This window comes from Bacteroides sp. Marseille-P3684 (genome assembly GCF_900291465.1).
GTDB lineage: Bacteria > Bacteroidota > Bacteroidia > Bacteroidales > Bacteroidaceae > Phocaeicola_A.
The window spans coordinates 1,399,676-1,422,657 of sequence record NZ_LT985808.1; the positions used below are offsets into that span (position 1 = coordinate 1,399,676).

Here is a 22,982-nt window from a genome sequence, read left to right on the forward strand (position 1 = left end):
TACAAATGATGATTGATATTATCTAACTAAAAACAATTAAATCTATGTTAAACTTAAAGAGAAGAGAAATGAACAGGCAAATAGGAAGTTTTCTCCTTTTGTTTGTAACGATTTTTCTGTGGGGGGGGGTAAGTTATGCCCAACCTAATCCTCGGGAGAGTAGGAAAGTCACCTACCAGTGTACGAACCAGCCACTTCACAAAGCGTTGTCCGAAGTGGAACGTCTCTCAGGTTATTACCGTATCCAGTACGTCATGGCCGATGTAGAGCCTTACACTGTGACAGTGAACATGAAAAACCAGACCATCAGTCAAGCGGTGGCTCAACTGCTGAAATCCACTCCTTTGAAGTATGAAGTCAGCGAGCGTTTCGTGCAGGTCTACAATCCCGAGGCGCGTCCCAAACAGGACAGTGGGCGTGGCATGGTAACCGGACAGGTACTCGATGAGCTGGGTGAACCGCTCATTGGTGTGACCGTGCGTGAGCCGGATGGCAAGAACGGTACGGTGACTGATATGGACGGACGTTTTTCGCTTCGTATGACAAGCGGTTCCGGTCAGTTGCTCTTTTCATATATAGGTAAGAAAGAAGTGGCGATGCACGCTTCACCCCGTCGCCCGCTGACGGTGACGATGGAAGATGACACTCGCCTGCTCGACGACGTGGTGGTGACCGGTTACCAAGAAATAGATCGGCGTAAACTGGCAAGCTCCATCCTTTCCATAAAAGGTTCCGATCTTATAGGCGGCGAATATATGTCTGTCGACAAAATGCTACAAGGACGCCTTCCTGGTGTTGCGGTTATGAATATGTCATCTACACCAGGTGCAGCCCCTAAGATACGAATTCGTGGCTCTTCATCCATAACCGGCAACAGAGAGCCTGTATGGGTTGTAGATGGTATCATTCTAGAAGAACCTGTCAATATCTCAACTGAAGAATTGAACAGTCCCGACAAAATCAACTTGATAGGTAATGCCATAGGTGCATTAAATCCGGAAGACATTGAACGGGTAGATATCTTGAAAGATGCAAGTGCTACAGCAATTTATGGAGTAAAAGCAGCTAATGGAGTTATCGTAGTGACTACCAAGCGAGGTAAAAAACAGAAGCCTTCAATTTCATATACGGCAACATTAGGCATTACAGCTCCTCCCACATACGACAAAATGTTTAGAATGAACTCAGCTGACAGAATCGATATGTCTGTCGAGATGCAAGAGCGAGGTCTCTCGTTCGGAAGCTACAAACCGTCGGACATAGGATATGAGGGTGCTTTACAACATCTATGGAATAAAGATATCAGCTATAAGGAATTTTTAGATCAAGTAAAAGCTTTGAAACAGCTTAATACCAATTGGTATGATTTATTGTTTCGCACCGCATTTACTCACCAACATTCGGTTTCAATCACTGGAGGTAATGACCGTAGCGACTATTATATGTCTATAGGATATTCCAACAATCAAAGTGTTACCATTAATGAAGGGTTAGAACGTTATAATGTATTGGCAAAAATAAACACGAAAATTAGCAGCAATCTTTCATTGGGATTGAAAGTAAGTGGTACGCTCTCTAAAGCCAAACATCCGCATACTACTATCGATTTGTACGAGTATGCTTATAACACTTCACGGGCTATTCCAATGCGAACTTCTTCGGGCGATCTTCACTTCTATGCACACGAATCCGGCTATAATGGGATATTGATGTATAATATTCAAAACGAGCTGATTCACAGTGGAAACAATATCGACAAATCATCAATAGACATCACGATGAATCTTGATTGGAAAGTAGCTTCATGGATGAAGTTTTCTTCCGTATTGGGATTAAGTAGAAGCAATGTCGCACAAGAAACATGGGCTGATGAACAATCTTACTATATATCCTCTATGAGGCAATCGCCTTACGGTGCTACACTACCAAATCCTACTGAGAACAGTGCCTTCGCAAACCGTTACTGCCTGCTCCCGTATGGCGGGGAACTTATAACGACCAATACTCGACACACCTCATATACTTGGAGAAATAACCTATCGTTAATCCACGGTTTCGGGAAGCATGAAGTATCAGGAAGTATTGGACAAGAAGTCCACTCTTCCAAGTACGATGGCCTGCAATCCACCCAATACGGATATTTACCTGAAAGAGGAAAGCGATTTGTTGACATTGATCCCACTCTGTGGAAAAGATACGGCATGTTGTTAAAGAACCATCCGGATGTGGTGACAGATACTAAAAACAATGTTATTTCCTTCTATGCAACAGCAGCCTACGTATATGACAGTCGTTACATCTTCAACTTCAATATACGTACAGATGGCTCAAACAGATTCGGGCAGGACAAAAGTGTACGTTTTCTGCCTATATGGTCTGTATCAGGACGATGGAACGTCATTAATGAAGAGTTTATGAGAAATGTCAATTTCCTGAATGACTTGGCTGTACGTGCATCTTATGGTATACAAGGTAATGTGCATCCCGACCAAACCCCAAATCTGATAGCTAGCCTAGGAACTTTGGAAACAATGCCACAGGAATATGTGTCGACACTATATAAATTACCCAATAACAAATTAACATGGGAAAAGACTCGTTCCTATAACATAGCACTTGACTGGGCATTTTGGAACAATCGGATTTACGGTTCACTGGATTTGTACTATAAGAAAGGAATTGATCAAGTAGTTACTAAAAACGTAGCTCCATCGACAGGCGCAACCAACGTTTCCATAAATGATGGAGATGTGGAGAACAAGGGTTGGGACTTGGCAGTATCTATAGTTCCTGTTCAGACCAAAAACTGGATATGGAGTTTGTCATTTAACACCGGAAAGAACTATAATAAAGTGCTGAACGCCGGAAATTCGGCTGCGACATGGGAAGATTACGTTGCCGGGACACTTGTCAGCAACGGACAAGCAATAAATAGCTTCTATTCTTACAAGTTCGATAAACTCGATAGCAATGGTTATCCCACGTTTAAAGATACAAATGAGAAAGATGAAGACGGCAATTCCATTGTTCATTCACAACAGGAGATGTACGATCGGGCATTCATCCTTTCGGGTAAGCGCGAACCCGACTTAAATGGAGGATTTTCTACCTATCTGAAATATAAGAATATAACATTCAATTCCTTGTTCTCTTTCAGTTTTGGTAGCAACATCCGTTTGAATGATCTCTATTCATCTTCAGGACAGAATCTGCCTTATCCGGATCAGAACATGTCCAGCGAATTTGTAAACCGTTGGAGAAATCCGGGAGATGAGGATTTCACTAACATCCCAGTCCTGTCTGACAAGAGTTTGATTATAAGAGATAAAGATATCACTTATCGCATTGCAGACAACGGTTGGGACATGTACAATAAGAGTGATCTGAGAGTCGTGTCCGGTAACTTCCTGAGATGTCGTTCGATGTCTATACGTTATGACCTTAAGTCTGAATGGTTGAAACCAATCTTTCTGAAAGGGGCAAGCATCAGTTTTGATGCAGGCAATGTATTTGTATTGAAAGACAAAGCATTGAAAGGGCGCGATCCGGAACAGATTGGATTAGGTTCACGCAGCATTCCTCCACAGCGTTCTTATTCTTTTCGGTTTAATATAGTTCTCTAAATAAAGCGATAAAATGAAAAAGATAATATACATGTCATTTCTTCTTATGTTTGCAGCCTTGTCTGCATGCAGCAATCTCCTTGAAGAAAGCTCACAAGACTTGCTGATCCCCAAATCCGTAAAGGACTATAAAGAGTTGTTCTTTGGAGAAGTCATGAAAAACGGTGAAGTGCTTCATCCCTATTTGGAATATATGACAGATGATGTAGCAGATCAATGTTACTATGGTAGTTTCCCCATACTGATATCCAATGATTGGCGGGAAGCAGTATGGTCTTACTATACTTGGCAGCAAAGTCCTGAGATTGGTAAATCCAATGAATTTACCGCAGACGTCGCTTGGAGTTCTTATTTTCATAAAATATTGATGACTAATATCATTCTGGATGAAATTCACAATATGAATGGAACAGAAGAGGAACGTATTGATTTGGCCGGAGAAGCTTACTTCATGCGTGCATTCTCTTATTTTATGCTAGCTAATCTCTATGGGTGTCCTTACGATCCAGCTACTGCTGACAAGGACTTATGCGTACCCATCAACGATGAAATCAGCCTGTCTGATAAGATGATGCAACGTGCTACCAATGCTGTAGTATATGCAAGAATGGAAAGTGATGTACTCCATGCCATTCAATGTTTTAAGAAATCTGGAAACAAGAAAAGTATTTTCCGTCCTAACTTGGTAGGTGCCTATCTGTTGGCTTCCCGCATATTTCTGTTCCAGAAGAATTATCCACAGACCATATTATATAGCGACTCCGTAATTAGAAATGTTCCCCAAGGACTCAATAGGCTGACGGAAGAAGAGAACAACAACATTTTCTTGTCATATTCCAATAAAGAAATAATATTCTCTTACGGTACTACGACTCTAGAATCATATATGCAGACTGATTTTACTTATAAAGGCAATCTTACGGCAAGCTCTGACTTGATAGCACTATATGACGAGGCAGATTTACGCCTTTCACATTATTTCCATCACACTAAGGGAAATCAAAGGAAACCAGTTAAAAAAGAGATCGAATTCTATACTCCAGCCAAATGGAGCAGAACATCTCCTACTGTTTATTCAAATGCCTTTCGTTTATCAGAAGCTTATCTGAATCGCGCAGAAGCCTATGCCGAACTTGGCAATACGGAAGCAGCCTTAGCGGATATCAATACCCTTCGTGATCATCGGATGAAAGCAGGAACTTCTCAATTGACAGTCGACAATGATGGAATCGTTGCCGCAGTCCGTAAGGAACGGCGGCGAGAATTGGCCTTCGAAGGATTCCGTTGGTTTGATCTACGCAGATACGGATGTCCATCTTTGGAGCATACATATTCATCCTCAGAAACTGAGGGAGCAGGTGATAAGTTTAAATTGGACGACAAAGAACTGTATACATTGCCTATTCCTAAAAGCGAAAGAGATAGAAATACAATGATAGAAACTTTCAACCGCCCAGTCAATGATCCTATCAAATAGAATTGTTATGAAAAAGATAGTATTACTAATATGCTTGGTAGCAGGAATTAGTTCCTGCGAGCACGAAGATGCATTAAACATCCCCGATCAAACAGATAAATATGGAGTGTTGCAAGATACTCCTACAGACCCTACCCGCCACTTCATATACCAATTTTATCAGCAATATGGGACTGTCATCATAACCAATCCGACTGAAGCTGATTACAAATTCAACTTCACTTCGGATAATGGTATAAAGATTACCTCACCCGAACAAAAAGAGGATGTCATAAATGCCGGTATCGATTTCTTAAGAAAATCATTATTGGATCTGTATCCGGATGATTTCTTGAAGAAGAATCTGCCTTTCTCAATTATATTGGCTGAACAGATTCGAATGGATGCGTGGGGAGAAACTACTACTTTAAACAGCTATGCGAGTGGTAGTTTTATTGCTATAAGTAATATAACCTCTGCCTTAAAAAATATGTCGCAAGAAGACTTTGTCAAACTGAGGGGAGATATCAATGCTTACTTTTGGGCTAAATATATGTTGGAAGTAAGAGAAGTGTTTACTGTCCCAGAGGAATTTTATAAAGCGAGCGAGGCTGTTGTCTCTGACATTTATAGTGGTTACTATTATTTAGGATATGAGTCTCCTGCTGATACAGACTTTTATCATTATGGATTGATTAGCTATAATACAGATTCTTCCTATATTGACGAAGAAGATCCCGATTCCCCTTATTATTCACTATATGCACCTACTAAAGAAATGGACCTGTTGCAGTGGATAAACTTTGTGTTTGAGAAGCCTCAAGACGAGCTTCAGGGTATATTTGATAAGTATCCTATAATGAAGAAAAAATATGATATCATAAGAGAAGCTATGCTGGCAAGTGGATTTGATTTATCGCAATTAGAACTATAAAATAAAACGATATATTATGAATAAATTTTTCAATGTATTATTCTCCGGAATGTTAATTTTAGGTGTAATGACTGCTAACGCTGAGCCTCAAATCTTTAAAAAGAAGAAAAAGAAAAGAGCCGAGACAGAACAAGCAGATTCTATCAAGAAAGACAACGTGTCTGACTACAAAAAACTATTGAAGGGGGCTAAAACCATAGAAGGAATGTTCAAAATACATCAGGTCAAAGATAAATACTATTTTGAAATTCCCAAAAAGCTGATGGCACGGGATTTTATGATTTCATCTAGGGTGTCAAGAACGAGTAATAATAAGGATGTAGCTGCCGGACAAATGCCTCGCAATCCGGTCGTGGTAACATTCTCTGCTGATGACAAGAAAGTGTACATGCATAAAAAGATGTTACGTAATCTATGTGATACGACATCCAATATGTATGCAGCCTTTCAGCGTAACTTCTCTGATCCGATATGGGAAGCCTACAAAATAGAGAGCTTTTCACCTGACTCGTCAGCTTATGTTATTGATATGATGTCTCTATTCATTACCGACGTTCCTGAGTTCAGTCCGTTCCGTAACGGGAACATCATGGATGTGCTGGCGAAGAAAAAACCTTTGTCAGGCAGCTTATCTCCTTCCAAATCCAATATTTTAAGAGTAAAATGCTTCCCTCAGAATATTAATATCAAATCATTGATGAGCTATAATGTCAATGATAATCCATTCACAGTGACAATGACGCGCAATATCATTCTTTTGCCGGAAAAAATGATGCGCCCAAGGTATGGCGACTCACGCATTGGATATTTTGACGAGAATAAATATCTGTTTACTGAGAAGGAAGATGGCATGCAAGAGTTGTCATACATTAATCGTTGGAATCTACAGCCGAAGCCGGAAGATATAGAAAGGCATAAGCAGGGAGAATTGGTTGAACCACAAAAGCCAATCATTTATTATGTAGATACGGCTATCCCTGATAAATGGAGAGAATATATTAAAAAAGGTATTGAAGATTGGCAGGTAGCTTTTGAAGAAATAGGATTCAAAAATGCGATTATGGCCAAAGATTATCCTAAAGATGATCCCAACTTTGATCCGGACGATATTCGTTACAGTTGTTATCGCATGATTACCACGCCTGAACAAAACTCAATGGGACCTTCTTGTGTAGATCCTCGTTCCGGAGAAATCATTCAAGGAGACGTTCTCTTCTATTCGAATGTAGTGAAATTGCTGCACAACTGGCGTTTTGTACAAACAGCAGCAGTAGATCCTAAGGTACGACAAGCTGTATTTGATGAAGAAACCATGGGAAGTTCCCTGCGTTATGTGGCGGCACACGAAATTGGACACACCTTGGGATTGATGCATAACTTTGGGGCCTCGTATTCGTATCCTGTAGATTCGTTGCGTTCTGTAACTTTCACTCAGAAATATGGTACTACTCCTTCCATTATGGATTATACTCGTTTTAATTATGTAGCTCAGCCCGAAGATAAAGGCGTTTCTTTAATGCCTCCTCACTTGGGGGTATATGACAAATATGCGATAAAATGGGGCTACAAACCGATATACGAAGCTGCTACTCCAGAGGATGAAAGAAAAGTCCTGCATGCGTGGATCAAAGAGAAAGAGAACGATCCGATGTATAAATATGGACCACAGCCTTTCATTAATGAATTAGATCCTTCATGTAAGGCGGAGGATCTTGGTGATGATGCGGTTAAGGCTGGTAGATACGGCATTAAGAATCTGAAAGTAATTATGAAGCATCTACCAGAGTGGACAAAAGAGGATGACTTCCAATACACTCGGATGGCGGAAGCCTATCAAGAGATAGTTATGCAAATGCAACGTTACTTATTACATGCTATGGTATCAATCGGCGGTATTTATCTAGATGAGCCCAGACGTGACAACATGAAAGCAATAATAAGATTTGTTCCGAAGGAAGAACAAAAAGAAGCTCTCAATTTTGTCTTAGAAACAATGATGGAACTACCGGAATGGATATATGATAAGAAAATCATTGACTGTATTGGTCCGGTTTATTCACCTAGCACACTTCAGTCTATTATTGTTAGTCGCTTATTTTTCGATTCAATCTCTTCCAGTCTTGTATTATTCGAAGAACTGTATCCACAACAGGCCTACCGCTACAGTGATTTTATGGATGACTTCTATAACTTCGTATGGGCAAAGACCAAGCATGGAGCTAAACTAAATATGTATGATTGTAACCTGCAAGTGGCTTATGTAGAAAAGTTGTTAGATGCCGGAGGATTATCTAAGCAAAAATCCTCTCTTTTGCCATTCAAGAAATTAAATGCGGTTGAGAAACAATTACTGACAGATAATATAGATTGGCAGAAAGCTGGTTTTGAATTGGATACGATGGGGACAATTGAAATGTTGAAGAATCCAGTAGTCTATCAGAAGCTTATAGACAGCTATAACTTGATAAAGAGTAGGATTGGAGTTGGAGATGCATTTACCCGAGCCCATTACCGTAGTCTGGAATTCAAGATAAGGCAAGCTTTAGAAAAATAAGCCCCATCCGTCATTTGCAGTGATACTTTTATGAGTACAATTATATTCTATTCCCCCTGTCTTCTAACGATATGTCTTTATTCTTTAGGATATGGCGCAGGAGTGATTATCAGTGTATGAATAACTATGGAATGATGCAATGTTTTTTTGATTTATAGCATTATATCACTAGTGTCTCATTCAAATTGGGACACTGGTGATTTGCTATAATCTCCTCATACTTTCTCGACGACAGTCACCTCGTGTACTCTTATGGGTAATACCCTCAACCGCCCCTTCTCCCTTTCATCGTAAGTCGAGCTATCTGTCAAAAAGCAACCAATTCCTCTCATCCGCTGGACGAATTTATCCAAAAACACTATTTGTGCTAACTCGCACTTTTCGAAAATCCGATAATCTGGAGACGAAACGTGAATGATTGCAAACGGAATGCCTGAAAGAAGCCTTTGATTTTAGAAAACTATACATTTCATTTTCGGAAAATAGACAAAACGTGCCCGGAACAATATTGTTTCGCGAGCCAAACAATATAGTTTGAGGCGTCAAACAATATAGTTTCACCTGCCAAACACTATTGTTTCGTGCTCGGAAGTCAAATCTTTGGAAAATGGAAGCAAAAAGAAGTGAGTTTCACTCTCCCGAAGATGTGCCGTGTCAACAAATCGGAAGGTAATAAAAAGCATTGGTCAAGAGGGCTGGTGTATCCGGATGTAAGCCTATCCAATTCTAATGTGTGATATGGATACCCTTTTCGTTGAATCTGTAGCAAAGTGTATTTTGCAAATCGCCTGAGAAGGCCCTTCGAATCCACCAAACTGTATTTTGGTGCGAGGAAGGGCACTGTGGAGGGCTTCGTTTGACATTTTGTCAGAAGGATAATTCGGGGTTGTACCTCTTTAAAGTTGGCTCAACCCCGACATTGTGAACGAATGTTCGTCGTGATTGACTATCTCAATAAAGCCTTTGAATGTGCATTTACTCGTATTTGGAGACGTGCAAATACTCGTATTTAGAGCGAATATTTCGAAATGTATTTGTGTAATTAGTTGTAGGTAAATGTTTTATGCTTGTTTTTAAGGAGGGGTCTGTTATTGATAAAATCAACTTCTACATTATACCTCCTCTTCGAAGACCATTTCCCCTGTAATGAAATATATGAGGATATCTTTGCTCGTTTATTGCAAAGTCTTTCCGATGGAAAGCTTTTGCAATGGAATGAATTGTAGCTGGACAAGACGATGGATTCCGTCAGTATCCACTCTTTGGCTGTCAAAAAGATTCAAACGTTCGGCTTTGGACTATTTGTGAGACAATTCCCGGATTTCATACACGAACTGATAATCAATTGCTTCAAGAATGCAATGAAATGATAGCCGGAACTTAAAAAACTGCATAAAATGTTTGTGCGTAATAAAACTATCTCTATATTTGCACCAAAGACAAAGGGGATTGTGAAATTCCCGAGAATAGAATAGTTTAGTTAAGTCTAGTTTAGTTTTTGTGTTGGAAAAGCATCGTAAACATCCGTTTTCGATGCTTTTTTTAGTACGCTCGGCATGAGTGTTGTCTAACGGGTGCAAGTCCCGAGTAAGCCCTAATAGCGGGAATTACATAGCCCCAGGCAAGGGTGTTCATCGCGAGGTGAAATCTGAAGGAAGCCGTCGGCAAACATCTGGCCTAACGAACAGAAACTTCATACAAGGCATATGACCGTGGGTAAGATTGCTAAACAAATCGAAGCCCTATAGCTATTCGGAACGGTCGGTGTAGATGAAGTAGGTATAAGATGGAAAGACAACGCCCTTATCCGAGGAGGTCTCACGGACACTTCGAATAGTTTTTTTTTTTTACGAAAGAAGTGGAGTAAAGCTTGTCGTGAGAAGTCAGCAGACGCCATAGTAGTGCAGCTGTCGATAGAGTTGCATGAAGGGCAGAACCTAACAATTAAACGATAGTAATTGAAACATACCATATGAAGGACAGAATGCAGAAAACATTATCACGTTTTAATGGCTGCCCTCAAAGGAATAGGTCGGAAACCGAAAGATATGGGGGAGTGCAGACCTTTATGTGGATGTGTGAAGACAACATCGTGGAAGTACCATTCGACAAGGAACACCTTTTCGAGCAAATTCTCAGTCCGTCAAATCTCAACAGAGCCTACAAAACAGTGGTGAGAAACAAGGGATGTGGTGGTATCGACAAGATGTCGTGCGAGCAATTGCTCCCATGGCTCCTGACCAATAGGGAAATGCTCCTTAGTTCCTTGATGGACGGCTCTTACCGTCCGAACCCGGTAAGAAGGGTAGAAATCCCCAAAGACAATGGCAAGATGCGCCTTTTAGGTATCCCCACCGTGATAGACCGATTGGTGCAACAAGCCATAAACCAAGTGTTGACTCCCATCTATGAGAACCAATTCTCCAAGACAAGCTACGGCTTCCGTCCGAGAAGAGGATGCCATGACGCACTACGTGAAGCGCAGAGGATAATCAATGAAGGCTACGTATATGTTGTAGACCTTGACCTTGAACTCTTCTTCGACACGGTGTGCCACAGCAAGCTCATAGAAATCCTCAGCCGTACCATAAAAGACGGCAGAGTGGTCAGTCTTATACATAAGTATCTCCGTAGCGGTGTAATGAATAAAGGCTTGTTTGAAGCGAGCGAGGAAGGAACTCCCCAAGGAGGTCCGCTAAGTCCCTTGTTGAGCAACATTATGCTCAATGAACTGGACAAAGAGCTGGAACTCAGAGGCCTCCCTTTTGTGCGCTATGCGGATGACTCGATGATATTCTGCAGGTCCCGAAGGGCAGCAATGCGAGTGAAGGAGAGCATAACCCGATTTATAGAGAACAATCTATATCTCAAAGTCAACCAGGAGAAGACCGTAGTGTCGTATGTGCGCGGAGTGAAATATCTCGGCTATTCCTTTAATGTAATGAAAGGTAAATGCCAACTTACGGTACACCCGACATCCAAAGCCAAGATGAAGTCAAGACTAAAAGAACTGACAAGTCGCAGCAATGGATGGGGATATTCCAAGAGAAAGCAAAAGCTCAAAGAATACATAAGAGGATGGGTCGGCTATTATCATCTTGCCAATATGAAACGTCTTCTACTTACCACTGACGAATGGTTAAGGCGTAGAATACGTATGTGTATATGGAAAGCATGGAAGAAAGTCAAGACAAAAGTGGCAAACCTCATTAGATGCGGTATCGATAAGTACAAGGCATATGAATGGGGTAATACTCGCAAGGGCTGCTGGCGCATAGCAGACAGCCACATAATGCACAGGGCAATCACAAATGAGAACTTGCGCAAAGCAGGGTATGCTACTTTAATGGGTGAATATCTCGAATGGTACCCAAAATAGGAACCGCCGTATGCGGAACCGCATGTACGGTGGTGTGAGAGGACGGAAAACGAAAGTAGGAAGAAAACTACGTCGTTTTCCTCCTACTCGATTTCGCTTATGCCAAATAAATTCGTATTTTTGCCCCAAACAGCTATTAATTCAGCTTTCGCAAACCCAAGCTGCAGCGGACAGGCAGTCGGAAGACCGCCCTCGTCGGTGGCAGGATGGGTGTAAGCGAAACTTAAATCATTGACAGACAAGAAAGATGAATATTTTAGAACTAAGCGAACAAGAGATTAACAGACGCAACAGTCTGAATGAGCTGAGAGCCATGGGCATCGAGCCTTATCCCGCCGCAGAATATGTGGTCAATGCCTACTCGACGGAAATCAAAGAGAACTTTGACGACAACGCCGAGCCGCGCAAGGTGTCCATCGCCGGACGTATGATGACCCGCCGCGTCATGGGAAAAGCTTCGTTCATCGAGTTGCAGGATTCCAAGGGCCGTATTCAAGTATACATCACCCGCGATGACATCTGTCCGGGTGAGAACAAGGATTTATATACTACTGTCTTCAAACGTCTGCTCGACCTGGGCGACTTCATCGGTATCGAGGGCTTCGTGTTCCGTACCCAGATGGGCGAAATCAGCGTGCATGCACAGAAGCTGACCGTCCTGTCGAAGAGCATCAAGCCTCTCCCCATCGTGAAGTACAAGGACGGGGTGGCTTATGACAAATTCGAAGACCCCGAGCTCCGTTACCGTCAGCGCTATGTGGACCTGGTGGTGAATGACGGCGTGAAGGACATCTTCCTGAAACGCAGCAAGGTGTTCAACTCCATGCGCGAATATTTCAACTCCAAGGGATATGTGGAGGTGGAGACACCCATCCTGCAATCCATCCCCGGTGGTGCGGCAGCTCGTCCGTTCATCACCCACCACAATGCACTCGACATACCTTTATATATGCGTATCGCCAGCGAGCTGTACCTGAAACGCCTCATCGTCGGTGGATTCGAAGGTGTGTATGAAATCGGCAAGAACTTCCGCAACGAAGGTATGGACCGTACACACAACCCCGAGTTCACCTGCATGGAGATTTATGTGGCATACAAGGACTACAACTGGATGATGGAGTTCACCGAGAAGATGATTGAGAAAATCTGTCTGGATGTCAACGGAACGACCGACGTGCAGGTGGGCGAAAATACCATCAGCTTCAAGGCTCCGTTCAAACGTGTCACCATGCTCGACTCCATCAAGGAGTTCACCGGCTATGACCTGACGGGCAAGACGGAGGATGAAATCCGCGAAATCTGCCTGAAGCTGAACATGGAAATTGACGACACCATGGGCAAGGGCAAGCTCATCGATGAAATCTTCGGCGAGTTCTGCGAGGGCAACTACATCCAGCCGACGTTCATCACCGACTATCCCATCGAGATGTCTCCGCTCACCAAGCGTCACCGGAACAACCCCGAGCTGACCGAGCGGTTCGAGCTGATGGTCAACGGAAAGGAACTCTGCAATGCCTATTCTGAGCTGAATGACCCCATCGACCAGCTGGAGCGCTTCGAGGAACAGATGCGTCTGAGCGAGAAGGGCGACGACGAGGCGATGATCATCGACCAGGATTTCGTACGTGCCCTGGAGTACGGCATGCCTCCGACTTCGGGCATGGGCATCGGTATGGACCGCCTCGTGATGCTGATGACCGGACAGAGCACCATCCAGGAAGTCCTCTTCTTCCCGCAGATGCGTCCGGAAAAGAAAGCCCCCAAAGACCCGGCTGCCAAGTACGTGGCACTCGGTGTGCCTGAAGAGTGGGTACCGTTGATCCAGAAGGCCGGCTACAACCTCGTTGCCGACATGAAGGATGTCAATCCGCAGAAGCTCCATCAGGACATTTGCGGCATCAACAAGAAATTCAAACTCAATCTCACCAACCCGTCCGTCGACAACGTGGCAGAGTGGATTGGCAAGATTGAATAACGATAGAGAAATGTCAGAACTTCCAACCGGTAAAATAGCAATCATTGGCGGGGGCAGCTGGGCTACGGCGCTCGCCAAGATTGTGCTCACCCATGAAGACTCCATCAACTGGTACATCCGACGTACCGACCAGATAGAGGACTTCAAGCGGCTGGGACACAATCCTTCGTACCTCACGGGGGTGCATTTTGACGTGAGTCACATCCAGTTTTCATCGGACATCAACAAGGTCACGCGCGAGTCGGACATCCTCATCTTCGTCACGCCGTCACCCTATCTGAAGGCTCAGCTGAAGAAACTGAAGACCAAGCTCGCCAACAAGTTCGTGGTCATTGCCATCAAAGGCATCGTGCCCGACGAGAACATGATCATCTCCACCTATTTCAACCGGGTACTCGACGTACCGATGGAAAACATCGCCGTCGTGTCCGGTCCGTGTCATGCCGAGGAGGTGGCACTCGAACGTCTGTCTTATCTCACCATCGGCTGTCGGGACGAAGAGAAAGCGGAGCTGTTTGCCAAGAAGTTGAACACATTCTACATCAAGACTTCCGTCAGCAACGACGTCGACGGCATCGAGTATGCGTCCGTCCTGAAGAATGTCTATGCCATCGCTGCCGGCATCTGCACGGGGCTGAAATACGGAGACAACTTCCAGGCGGTCCTGCTGTCGAATGCCATTCAGGAGATGGAACGTTTCCTGTCGGTCATCCACCCCATCCCGCGTGACATTGACAAGTCGGTCTATCTGGGCGACCTGCTCGTCACCGGCTATTCCAACTTCAGCCGGAACCGGGTCTTCGGTACGATGATCGGACGAGGATACTCCGTCAAGACCGCCCAGATTGAAATGGCAATGGTGGCTGAAGGATACTACGGGACAAAGTGCATGAAGGAAATCAACGAACACTTCCATGTCAATACGCCCATCTTGGACGCGGTCTACAACATTCTCTACAAGCGCGTCCCCCCGATGACGGAAATCAAACTCTTAACCGATTCGTTTAGATAAAAACATTTATAGTATGAAGAACATCTGCTTAAACATCGACAAAGTGGCGAAGTTCGTCTCCAAGGAGGGAATTGCCGCTTACGAGCCTCAGGTGAAAGCCGCCATGAAGACGCTCGAAGAAGGAACAGGACTGGGTAACGATTTCTTGGGATGGCTCCACCTTCCGTCGACCATCAGCAAAGAGCACCTTGCCGACCTGAAAGCTACGGCACAAGTGCTTCGCGAGAACTGCGAAGTGGTGATTGTGGCAGGCATCGGCGGCAGCTACCTGGGAGCCCGCGCTGTCAATGAAGCTCTCTCCAACAGCTTCCAGTGGTTGCAGACCAACCACAACGGTCCGGTGATGATTCATGCCGGGCACAACATCAGCGAAGACTATTTGTACGAACTGACCGAATACTTGAAGGACAAGAAGTTCGGTATCATCAATATCTCCAAGTCGGGAACGACCACCGAGACGGCTCTGGCATTCCGTCTGCTGAAAGAGCAATGCGAACGCCAGCGTGGCAAGGAGATGGCACGCAAGGTCATTGTTGCCATCACGGATGCCAAGAAGGGCGCCGCCCGTGTGACAGCCGACAAGGAAGGCTACAAGTCATTCATCATCCCCGACAACGTAGGCGGACGCTTCTCCGTACTGACTCCGGTGGGTCTGCTTCCCATCGCTACAGCCGGTTATGACATCGAAAAACTGGTGGAGGGAGCTGCCTCAATGGAGAAGCTGACTGCCTCTGACGTGCCCTTCATGGAGAACCCGTCGGCTGTGTATGCAGCAGTGCGCAATGCCCTGTATGCACAGAATGGCAAGAAGATTGAAATCCTCGTCAACTACCATCCGAAGTTGCACTATGTCAGCGAATGGTGGAAGCAGCTTTACGGCGAGTCGGAAGGCAAGGACCACAAAGGCATCTTCCCCGCAGCCGTGGACTTCTCAACCGACCTTCACTCCATGGGCCAATGGATTCAGGAAGGTGAGCGCATCATCTTCGAAACGGTCATCTCCGTCGAGCAACCGGCATGCCATCTCGAAATCCCGAGCGACGCCGAGAACCTGGACGGCCTGAACTTCCTCGCCGGCAAACGGGTCGATGAAGTGAACAAGATGGCTGAGCTGGGTACACAGCTTGCACACGTGGATGGTGGAGTGCCCAACATGCGCGTTGCCGTTCCCGAGCTGAACGAGTTCTACCTGGGACAACTCATCTACTTCTTCGAGAAGGCTTGCGGTATCAGCGGCTACATCCTGGGTGTCAATCCGTTCAACCAGCCGGGTGTGGAAGCCTACAAGAAGAACATGTTCGCCCTGCTCAACAAGCCGGGTTACGAAGAAGAGTCTAAGGCCATCCGTGCCCGTCTCTGATGCTTTCGGCTGCCTCACTGGCGGTCTGTAATAGCTAAAGAATATTCCATAAGTCGTTAATTCGTGTATTTGTTATGCCGGATTAACGACTTATTTTGTAACTTCGGGCTCAAATCAAACGAGTGCAGATTCATGAGAAAGCTATGTTACTTGCTCCTGCTGTTGCTGGCAGGCATCCTCACCACACAGGCAGCCCAGCCGCCCCGCAAGAAGGTGGCAGTTGTCCTGAGCGGAGGAGGAGCCAAGGGAGTGGCACATATCGGCGCGCTGAAGGTCATCGAGGAGGCAGGAATCCCCATCGACTATGTGGTCGGTACCAGCATGGGGTCCATCATCGGCGGACTGTATGCCATCGGCTATACACCGGCTCAGATGGACAGCCTCGTGCGGATGCAGGACTGGAGCTTCATCCTCTCCGACGCCGTGAACCGCAATGAAGAACTGCTCATCAAGAAACAACGCTCTGAACAGTATACACTCACCGTTCCCTTCAAGAACAAGCCCAAGGACGCGCTCAAGGGAGGCATCATCTCCGGGCGCAACATTGCCCGTCTCTTCTCCGAACTGACGGTGGGCTATCACGACTCCATCGACTTCAACAAGCTTCCTGTCCCGTTTGCCTGCGTAGCCGAAGACCTTGTCGACGGCAAGGAGTATGTGTTCCACAGCGGCAAGCTTGCCCTTGCCATGCGCTCCAGCATGTCCATCCCCGGCGTGTTCGAGCCGGTGAAATGGAAAGGGATGGTGCTGGTCGACGGCGGCATGATCAACAACTATCCGGTGGACGTTGCCAGGCAGATGGGTGCCGACATCATCATCGGTGTCGATGTGCAGGAAGGGCTGGTCGGTGCCGACAAGCTCAACACGTTGGCCGACATCACGGGGCAAATCATCAACCTGATGGGGGTGGAAAAGTACAATGAGAACGTACAGAACAGCGATGTCCACATCCATGTCAACGTGAAAGGCTATTCGTCTGCCAGCTTCAACGAGCAGGCCATACAGGTGCTTCTGGAGCGGGGCGAACTGGCAGCACGGCGCAACTGGGAGAGCCTCCTCGACCTGAAACGCCAGATTGGCATCGCACCGAACTTCGTGCCCAAACCGCATGGTCCCTTCGTCAGCCGTTCACGACGGGCACAGGAGAAGATTGATGTGGTCCCCGAAATAGACCCGGGCGAAATGCCTGAGAACACCATCAGCGTGGGTGTCCACTTCGACAATGAGTCACAGGCGGCACTGATACTGAATACGAACGTCAGCCTGAACAAGAAAAAGACCCACCAGGCATCGCTCACCGTACGTCTCGGTCAGCAGATGTCCGGGCGTCTCGACTATACGGCCCATCCGTTTGACCCGAAATGGTACGTCACCCTCAGCTATCAGTTGGACGACAATGATATGGACCTCTACAACGACGGGAGCCAGTTCAGTACCTACTCTTACCTGCATCACCTTGCCCAGGTCAACATCTCGCGCAGCTGGAACAGCATCCGCTGTTCGTTGGGCGGACGTTATGAGTACTTCAACTACAAGCACGTTCTGTTGCCTTCCGGTTTTGACGACGGTACGCTCGACTTGCAGAACCAGCACCTCATCACCTATTACGGGCACATGCAGTTTGACAGCTTCAACCGCCGGACTTACCCGACCAAGGGAATCAAATGGAATGTCCTCGCCGAAATCTATACGACCAACGGCGTCAACTTTGACGAGGGTCGTCTGTGTCCCGTCATCAGTGCCTTCTGGGAGGGAGCTTTCCGGGTGCGCAACCGTTTCACCATCCTGCCATGGATTGGCGGACGTGCCATTCTGAACCGGACCTACAGCTTTGCCATTGCCAACATGATGGGCGGTAACAATCCCGGGCGCTATGTCCCGCAGCAACTTCCCTTTGTCGGTGTCGACTACATGCAGCTTGCCGGTTCCAAGCTTTTCACTGCCGGCATCCGTTTCCGTCAGCGTATGGGCTCGAACCACTATGTCACCCTGACGGGAAATACCGGTGTACAAAACGACGAATGGCAACACCTGTTCCGCGGGATGATGTGGGGAGGCGGCCTGTCCTATGGCTACGACACCTTCCTGGGTCCGATTGAGATTACCTTCAACTATTCCAATGTCACCCATAAAGTGGGTACATACGTCAGCCTGGGGTATGAGTTCTAATGAGAATAATCACTTGACACTATGTATACAAACGCTATCGAGAACTATCTGAAACAACATTCCTACCATCACATCCATCTGAAAGCCGTCCTCTTCGACATGGACGGTGTCCTGTTCAATTCCATGCCCAACCATGCCCGTGCGTGGAACGAGGCGATGAAGCACTACGGGATGCATCTCTCCTGTGAGGAAGCCTACCTGCATGAAGGACGGACCGGTGCATCCACCATCAACATTGTCAGCCAACGCGAACGGGGACACGATGCCACGCCGGAAGAAATCGAACGCATCTATCACACCAAAACCGAAATCTTCAATTCATATCCCAAGGCTGAACGCATGCCGGGAGCCTGGGAAGCCATCCGCCAGATGAAGGCCGACGGACTGACCATCATGGTTGTTACCGGTTCCGGCCAGGCTTCTCTGCTGGAACGTCTCAACCGGAACTTCCCCGACACCTTCCGTCAGGAACTCATGGTGACCGCTTATGATGTAAAGCATGGAAAACCCAGTCCCGAACCCTATCTGATGGCTTTAGAGAAGGCGGGTCTTCATCCCAATGAAGCGATTGTTGTGGAAAATGCTCCGATGGGGGTACATGCCGGAGTGGCAGCAGGTATCTTTACGGTTGCCGTGAATACCGGTCCGCTCCCTGACCGGGTCTTGCTTGACGAGGGGGCGAATCTCTTACTTCCTTCCATGCTGGCACTCAGCGAACAGTGGGAGGAGCTTTATAAAGAGCTGGGGGAAGAATAAGGTGGAAGTCCGGAAGATGGACGATTCTTTCGGATTCCCGGCAGACTGCTCTTTGATTTTATTACAAAATAATAATGTATATTGAAATCTCCGTCATGGGTTATTCAGTCAGATAAGACTACCTTTGCACCGTTTGACAGATCCTTTTACAGGTATGTGGTGGCTGTTGTCATTCTGTCCTTCTTTCTGTCGTTGACTATCTTTTTTGATATAATATAAGCCATGATTATTTATAACATTACATTGAACATTGAGCATGCGGTTTTGGCTGATTGCCTCCGTTATTTGAAAGAAGAGTTTATTCCGGCTACGGTTAGCACCGGCGAACTGGAAAATCCCCGTCTACATCGCATCCTTTGTGATGAGACAGAAGAAGCTGTCAACTATGCGTTGCAGTTCAGTACCAAGGACATTGCGACCCTGGAGTTCTGGTTGGAACGGAGAGGAGCGGAGTTGCAGCAAAAGCTGGTCAAGGAGTTTGGACCACAAATCATCGGATTTGCCACACGTCTGGAAGAAATAGAACTGTAACGTCATGAAAGAATACAGGACAGACGAACTGATTGTGAGTTGGATGCCGGAAAAGTGTCAGCATGCAGGCATTTGTGCCCGGACACTTCCCCAGGTATTCAAGCCCAAGGAACGTCCGTGGATTGACTTGACTCAGGCGGACACTGAGTTATTGATACAGACTATCGCGAAGTGTCCGTCGGGGGCATTGACCTGTCGGTTGCGCACAAACAAAGAAACCGGAAAAAATGCGCCCGTGTAACGTATGTGACACTTTTCCCGGAAGCTGTATCCTATCTTTGCCTTCGTAATTAACCAAAGGAAAGGAAAAAGGATATGGATTATACACAGAAAAGCGTAGGACAAATCGTTGCCGCCGACTTTGCGACGGCTGAAATATTCCGTCGTTTCGGCATCGACTTCTGCTGCCACGGCGAAGTGAAGTTCACGGAAGCCTGCCGGGCTGCAGGGGTATCCCCCGAAGACGTAATCAAAGCTCTCGAAGCAGGTGAAGGCGGCAGTTGTGGTTGCGGAAGCGCCGCGCCCAACTTCAATGCCTGGCCGCTCGACCTGCTGATTGACTATGTGCTGAAAATTCATCACCGTACCATCCGTCGGGAGGGTCCGCAGACGCTTGACCTCCTTGACAAGGTGGTGAAGGCACACGGTGACCGTCACCCGGAACTGCATGAAGTGCGTGCACTCTTTGCCGAATCACTCGGTGAACTGGATGCCCATCTGGGTAAGGAAGAAGAAGTGTTGTTCCCCTATGTGCTCGAACTGTTCGAGGCTTCCGAAGCAGGACACCGTCAGGCTCCTATGCACTGCGGAACGGTGGCAAACCCCATCCGTGTGATGAAGATGGAACATGAGGGCGAAGGTGTGCGTCACGCACGCATTGCCGAACTGACCCACAACTATACTGCACCCGAAGATGCTTGCGGAAGCTATCGGCTGGTGCTGGAACGTCTGCGCGACTTTGAACGAGCACTTCACGAACACATTCATATAGAAAACAATATCATCTTCCCCCGCAGTGTCGAACTGGAGGCACGTTGCGTGGTCTGGTGAAGATGAATGCTTGGGTTAGAGATGTAAATTGGGCAGCGCGTCGGGGTAAAAGCCGACGCGCTGTGTTTGTATCCGGAGGACTGGAGGCACGTGCCTTTGGCGTGATAGACATGTGCCCTGTGTCAATCAGGAGCCTGCCTTTGACAGACCTAAGTATAATACTTAGGGGGGCAAAGTATAATACTTAGGTAGGCTAAGTATAATACTTAGGTCTATCTATCCCTGGTACGTATCACGTCCATCACGGGTAAGTATCGCGTTTATCACGGGTAAGTCAGTAATCCCCGTCGGTAACTGTTGATGAAAAGAACGACAGACGGGAGGTGAGAAGCTTGTGATTGCAGGGCAATATCCGTATATTTGTCGCACATTTTAACTCCAATCAATCTCTTCGGACTCTGATGCTATCGGGGTCTGAAGCAGGAAAGCCCCGTATGTGCCCGTTAACTTGCCAACCGAACCGTGAGCATGCGGGAGCCGACTAATGAATTAATAAACATTTATGATGTACATGAAGAAATGGCTATTGTGCGCCCTCTTGTTGGGCAGTGGGTTGAATTTCCCCGTACAGGTGCAGGCGTATGAGGCGCCCCGGCGTCCTGAGTATGTAATTGTAGCTTCCTACCGTGTGTCAAATGACCCGGAGTGGAGAGACGTCATCGAGGCTTTGAAAAAGAAACACAAGGGGGCGGAAGTCTGCTATTACAAAGAGTCGCCCCGTGAGGCTTTGGGCAACTTGCGCTGGTATAGTCCGCGCTACGTGGCAGTGGTGGAGAAACCCGAACAGATCGGGCGTGACTTTGTGGTCGACCTCAACCGCATGAGCCGGGAAGTGGACGATGACATCTATGCTGACTTCCTGTGTGGCATTATCACGGGATATGACGCACAGGCGGCGTTACGTCTGGTGAACGATACGGAAGAGCCGAAAGTGCTCCGGACAGCACTGAGCACGGTGAGTGTATTGGGCGACGGACATTGGTTCGACAGTTTTGCTTATATTTCCGATGCGCGTCCCGGTCTGGTGGGTGAGCGTGAGAAGGGACAGACAAAGCTCACCGAGACCCTGGTAACCGACAGCATCGATAACCGCATGTTCCGCGACATGATACGCAAGGCGCAGGAGTCCGGCAAGCAACTCCGTCTGCCGAAAGACTTCTCAGTGAGCAAGCCGAACTTGCTGAAGCGGTTCTGTGACTACTATGCAAAGTATGACCCCGATGTGATTATCACGGCATCGCATGCTACGGAGAAGAATCTGGAGATGCCTTTCTCCAGCGGTAACCTGATGTGTCGTGACGGCAAGCTCTACGCCGACTTTCCCGATGCACCGACGGACCTCACGGAGTCGGGCAAGACACGCGTTTATCTTCCGGTAGGTAACTGCCTCATGGGTAACATCGACAATACGAAGAACAGCATGGCGGTCGCCTTCATGAACAGTGCACGCGTGGGTATGCTTGCCGGAGGTTATGTCGTGGAAACCTGGTACGGACGGAACGGATGGGGCGGCTTGTGCTACTTCATGAACAATCCCGGACGTTATACCATTCCGGAGGCGTTCTACCTCAACCAGCAGGACATGATGTTCCAGCTCCGTCAGATGGCTCCCGACTTGGTGAACAAGCCGTTCCCCTTTGCCGGCGATGACCCGATGCATGTGGAGCGTGAATATGCGGCAGTGGCAAAGATGAACGGTGGAAAGATTACGACCGATGCCTTCGGGTTCTTCTATGACCGTGATGTCGTGGCACTCTATGGTGACCCTGCCTGGGACGTCCGTCTGGCAGAACAACCCAATCCGAACGACTATGAAGTGAGTTGCAAGGTGAAGTCCGAGGAGTGTGTGGTGACCATCAAGACCGGTCCCAACTACAGCGAAGAGCGTCTGCGTGGTTCGGATTTCCGCTCACAGCACGTAGGCGAACTGCCTTTCAGCTTCTTCTTCCCGAAACGTCTGCGCAATCCGCGTCTGGCTGAAGGTCAGAACTGGCAGGCGGCAGTCGACGAGAATTTCCTTCTGGTCTATAAGCCCGGCTTCGAACCGAACAAGAAATACACGATTGTGTTGACTACGGATCCTGTACGCTGATACCGGTCCGTGGTTCATCTGACTTGAAAGGCTGTCTCTTCCCGCAGCACACACAAAAAAACTCCCCGATGCGCGTTGCACCGGGGAGTTT

Annotated in this window: 14 protein-coding genes; all 14 read left to right on the plus strand. The window is 46.8% G+C overall.

The features are described 5' to 3' along the window. The first annotated feature begins 44 nt into the window (after positions 1–44). The 14 genes from C8275_RS05325 to C8275_RS05390 all read left to right on the plus strand — a co-directional run bounded on the left by C8275_RS05325 (position 45) and on the right by C8275_RS05390 (position 22,891). Positions 45–3,623 (plus strand): TonB-dependent receptor, encoded by a 3,579-nt coding sequence (locus tag C8275_RS05325; RefSeq protein WP_234395708.1) that lies wholly within the window; start codon positions 45–47, stop codon positions 3,621–3,623. A gap of 13 nt (positions 3,624–3,636) precedes the next feature. Next, positions 3,637–5,100 (plus strand): RagB/SusD family nutrient uptake outer membrane protein, encoded by a 1,464-nt coding sequence (locus C8275_RS05330; RefSeq protein WP_106484390.1) that lies wholly within the window; start codon positions 3,637–3,639, stop codon positions 5,098–5,100. 7 nt (positions 5,101–5,107) lie between these two features. Then, positions 5,108–6,013 carry a hypothetical protein gene (locus C8275_RS05335; RefSeq protein ID WP_106625733.1) on the plus strand — a complete coding sequence of 302 codons (906 nt, stop codon included), beginning with the start codon at positions 5,108–5,110 and terminating at the stop codon, positions 6,011–6,013. A gap of 16 nt (positions 6,014–6,029) precedes the next feature. Further along, positions 6,030–8,567 (plus strand): zinc-dependent metalloprotease, encoded by a 2,538-nt coding sequence (locus tag C8275_RS05340; RefSeq protein ID WP_106484391.1) that lies wholly within the window; start codon positions 6,030–6,032, stop codon positions 8,565–8,567. Positions 8,568–10,539: 1,972 nt separating this feature from the next. After that, positions 10,540–11,946 carry a group II intron reverse transcriptase/maturase gene (ltrA, locus tag C8275_RS05345; protein ID WP_106484112.1) on the plus strand — a complete coding sequence of 469 codons (1,407 nt, stop codon included), beginning with the start codon at positions 10,540–10,542 and terminating at the stop codon, positions 11,944–11,946. 247 nt (positions 11,947–12,193) lie between these two features. Beyond that, a complete protein-coding gene (lysS, locus tag C8275_RS05350; RefSeq protein WP_022383714.1) occupies positions 12,194–13,921 on the plus strand; it encodes a lysine--tRNA ligase in 1,728 nt (575 codons plus the stop codon). Positions 13,922–13,931: 10 nt separating this feature from the next. Next, positions 13,932–14,933, plus strand: a complete 1,002-nt coding sequence (locus C8275_RS05355) for an NAD(P)H-dependent glycerol-3-phosphate dehydrogenase (RefSeq protein ID WP_022383713.1) — start codon at positions 13,932–13,934, stop codon at positions 14,931–14,933. A 13-nt stretch (positions 14,934–14,946) separates the two neighbouring features. Then, on the plus strand, positions 14,947–16,293 hold the full coding sequence (locus C8275_RS05360; RefSeq protein ID WP_106484392.1) for a glucose-6-phosphate isomerase: 1,347 nt from the start codon (positions 14,947–14,949) through the stop codon (positions 16,291–16,293). A 132-nt stretch (positions 16,294–16,425) separates the two neighbouring features. Continuing rightward, positions 16,426–18,462, plus strand: coding sequence for a patatin-like phospholipase family protein (locus C8275_RS05365; protein ID WP_106484393.1), 2,037 nt, complete (start codon positions 16,426–16,428; stop codon positions 18,460–18,462). A gap of 21 nt (positions 18,463–18,483) precedes the next feature. Continuing rightward, entirely contained in the window at positions 18,484–19,218 is a 735-nt protein-coding gene (locus C8275_RS05370; protein WP_022383710.1) for an HAD-IA family hydrolase, read from the plus strand. A gap of 222 nt (positions 19,219–19,440) precedes the next feature. Next, positions 19,441–19,749, plus strand: coding sequence for a DUF4286 family protein (locus C8275_RS05375; protein ID WP_106484394.1), 309 nt, complete (start codon positions 19,441–19,443; stop codon positions 19,747–19,749). Between the two features lie 4 nt (positions 19,750–19,753). Further along, positions 19,754–19,990: a (4Fe-4S)-binding protein gene (locus tag C8275_RS05380; RefSeq protein WP_106484395.1), complete on the plus strand. Its 237-nt coding sequence runs from the start codon at positions 19,754–19,756 to the stop codon at positions 19,988–19,990. Between the two features lie 74 nt (positions 19,991–20,064). After that, entirely contained in the window at positions 20,065–20,799 is a 735-nt protein-coding gene (ric, locus tag C8275_RS05385; protein WP_106484396.1) for an iron-sulfur cluster repair di-iron protein, read from the plus strand. A 511-nt stretch (positions 20,800–21,310) separates the two neighbouring features. After that, positions 21,311–22,891, plus strand: a complete 1,581-nt coding sequence (locus tag C8275_RS05390; protein ID WP_157948183.1) for a hypothetical protein — start codon at positions 21,311–21,313, stop codon at positions 22,889–22,891. Positions 22,892–22,982: the final 91 nt, after the last annotated feature.

Excerpts from the sequence above, each read along its gene's own strand:
- C8275_RS05365 (WP_106484393.1), top strand. The coding sequence starts at position 16,426 with ATGAGAAAGCTATGTTACTTGCTCCTGCTGTTGCTGGCAGGCATCCTC.
- C8275_RS05340 (WP_106484391.1), top strand. The coding sequence starts at position 6,030 with ATGAATAAATTTTTCAATGTATTATTCTCCGGAATGTTAATTTTAGGT.
- C8275_RS05330 (WP_106484390.1), top strand. The coding sequence starts at position 3,637 with ATGAAAAAGATAATATACATGTCATTTCTTCTTATGTTTGCAGCCTTG.
- C8275_RS05335 (WP_106625733.1), top strand. The coding sequence starts at position 5,108 with ATGAAAAAGATAGTATTACTAATATGCTTGGTAGCAGGAATTAGTTCC.
- C8275_RS05375 (WP_106484394.1), top strand. The coding sequence starts at position 19,441 with ATGATTATTTATAACATTACATTGAACATTGAGCATGCGGTTTTGGCT.
- ric (WP_106484396.1), top strand. The coding sequence starts at position 20,065 with ATGGATTATACACAGAAAAGCGTAGGACAAATCGTTGCCGCCGACTTT.
- C8275_RS05325 (WP_234395708.1), top strand. The coding sequence starts at position 45 with ATGTTAAACTTAAAGAGAAGAGAAATGAACAGGCAAATAGGAAGTTTT.
- C8275_RS05370 (WP_022383710.1), top strand. The coding sequence starts at position 18,484 with ATGTATACAAACGCTATCGAGAACTATCTGAAACAACATTCCTACCAT.
- C8275_RS05390 (WP_157948183.1), top strand. The coding sequence starts at position 21,311 with ATGAAGAAATGGCTATTGTGCGCCCTCTTGTTGGGCAGTGGGTTGAAT.
- C8275_RS05355 (WP_022383713.1), top strand. The coding sequence starts at position 13,932 with ATGTCAGAACTTCCAACCGGTAAAATAGCAATCATTGGCGGGGGCAGC.
- lysS (WP_022383714.1), top strand. The coding sequence starts at position 12,194 with ATGAATATTTTAGAACTAAGCGAACAAGAGATTAACAGACGCAACAGT.
- C8275_RS05380 (WP_106484395.1), top strand. The coding sequence starts at position 19,754 with ATGAAAGAATACAGGACAGACGAACTGATTGTGAGTTGGATGCCGGAA.
- C8275_RS05360 (WP_106484392.1), top strand. The coding sequence starts at position 14,947 with ATGAAGAACATCTGCTTAAACATCGACAAAGTGGCGAAGTTCGTCTCC.
- ltrA (WP_106484112.1), top strand. The coding sequence starts at position 10,540 with ATGAAGGACAGAATGCAGAAAACATTATCACGTTTTAATGGCTGCCCT.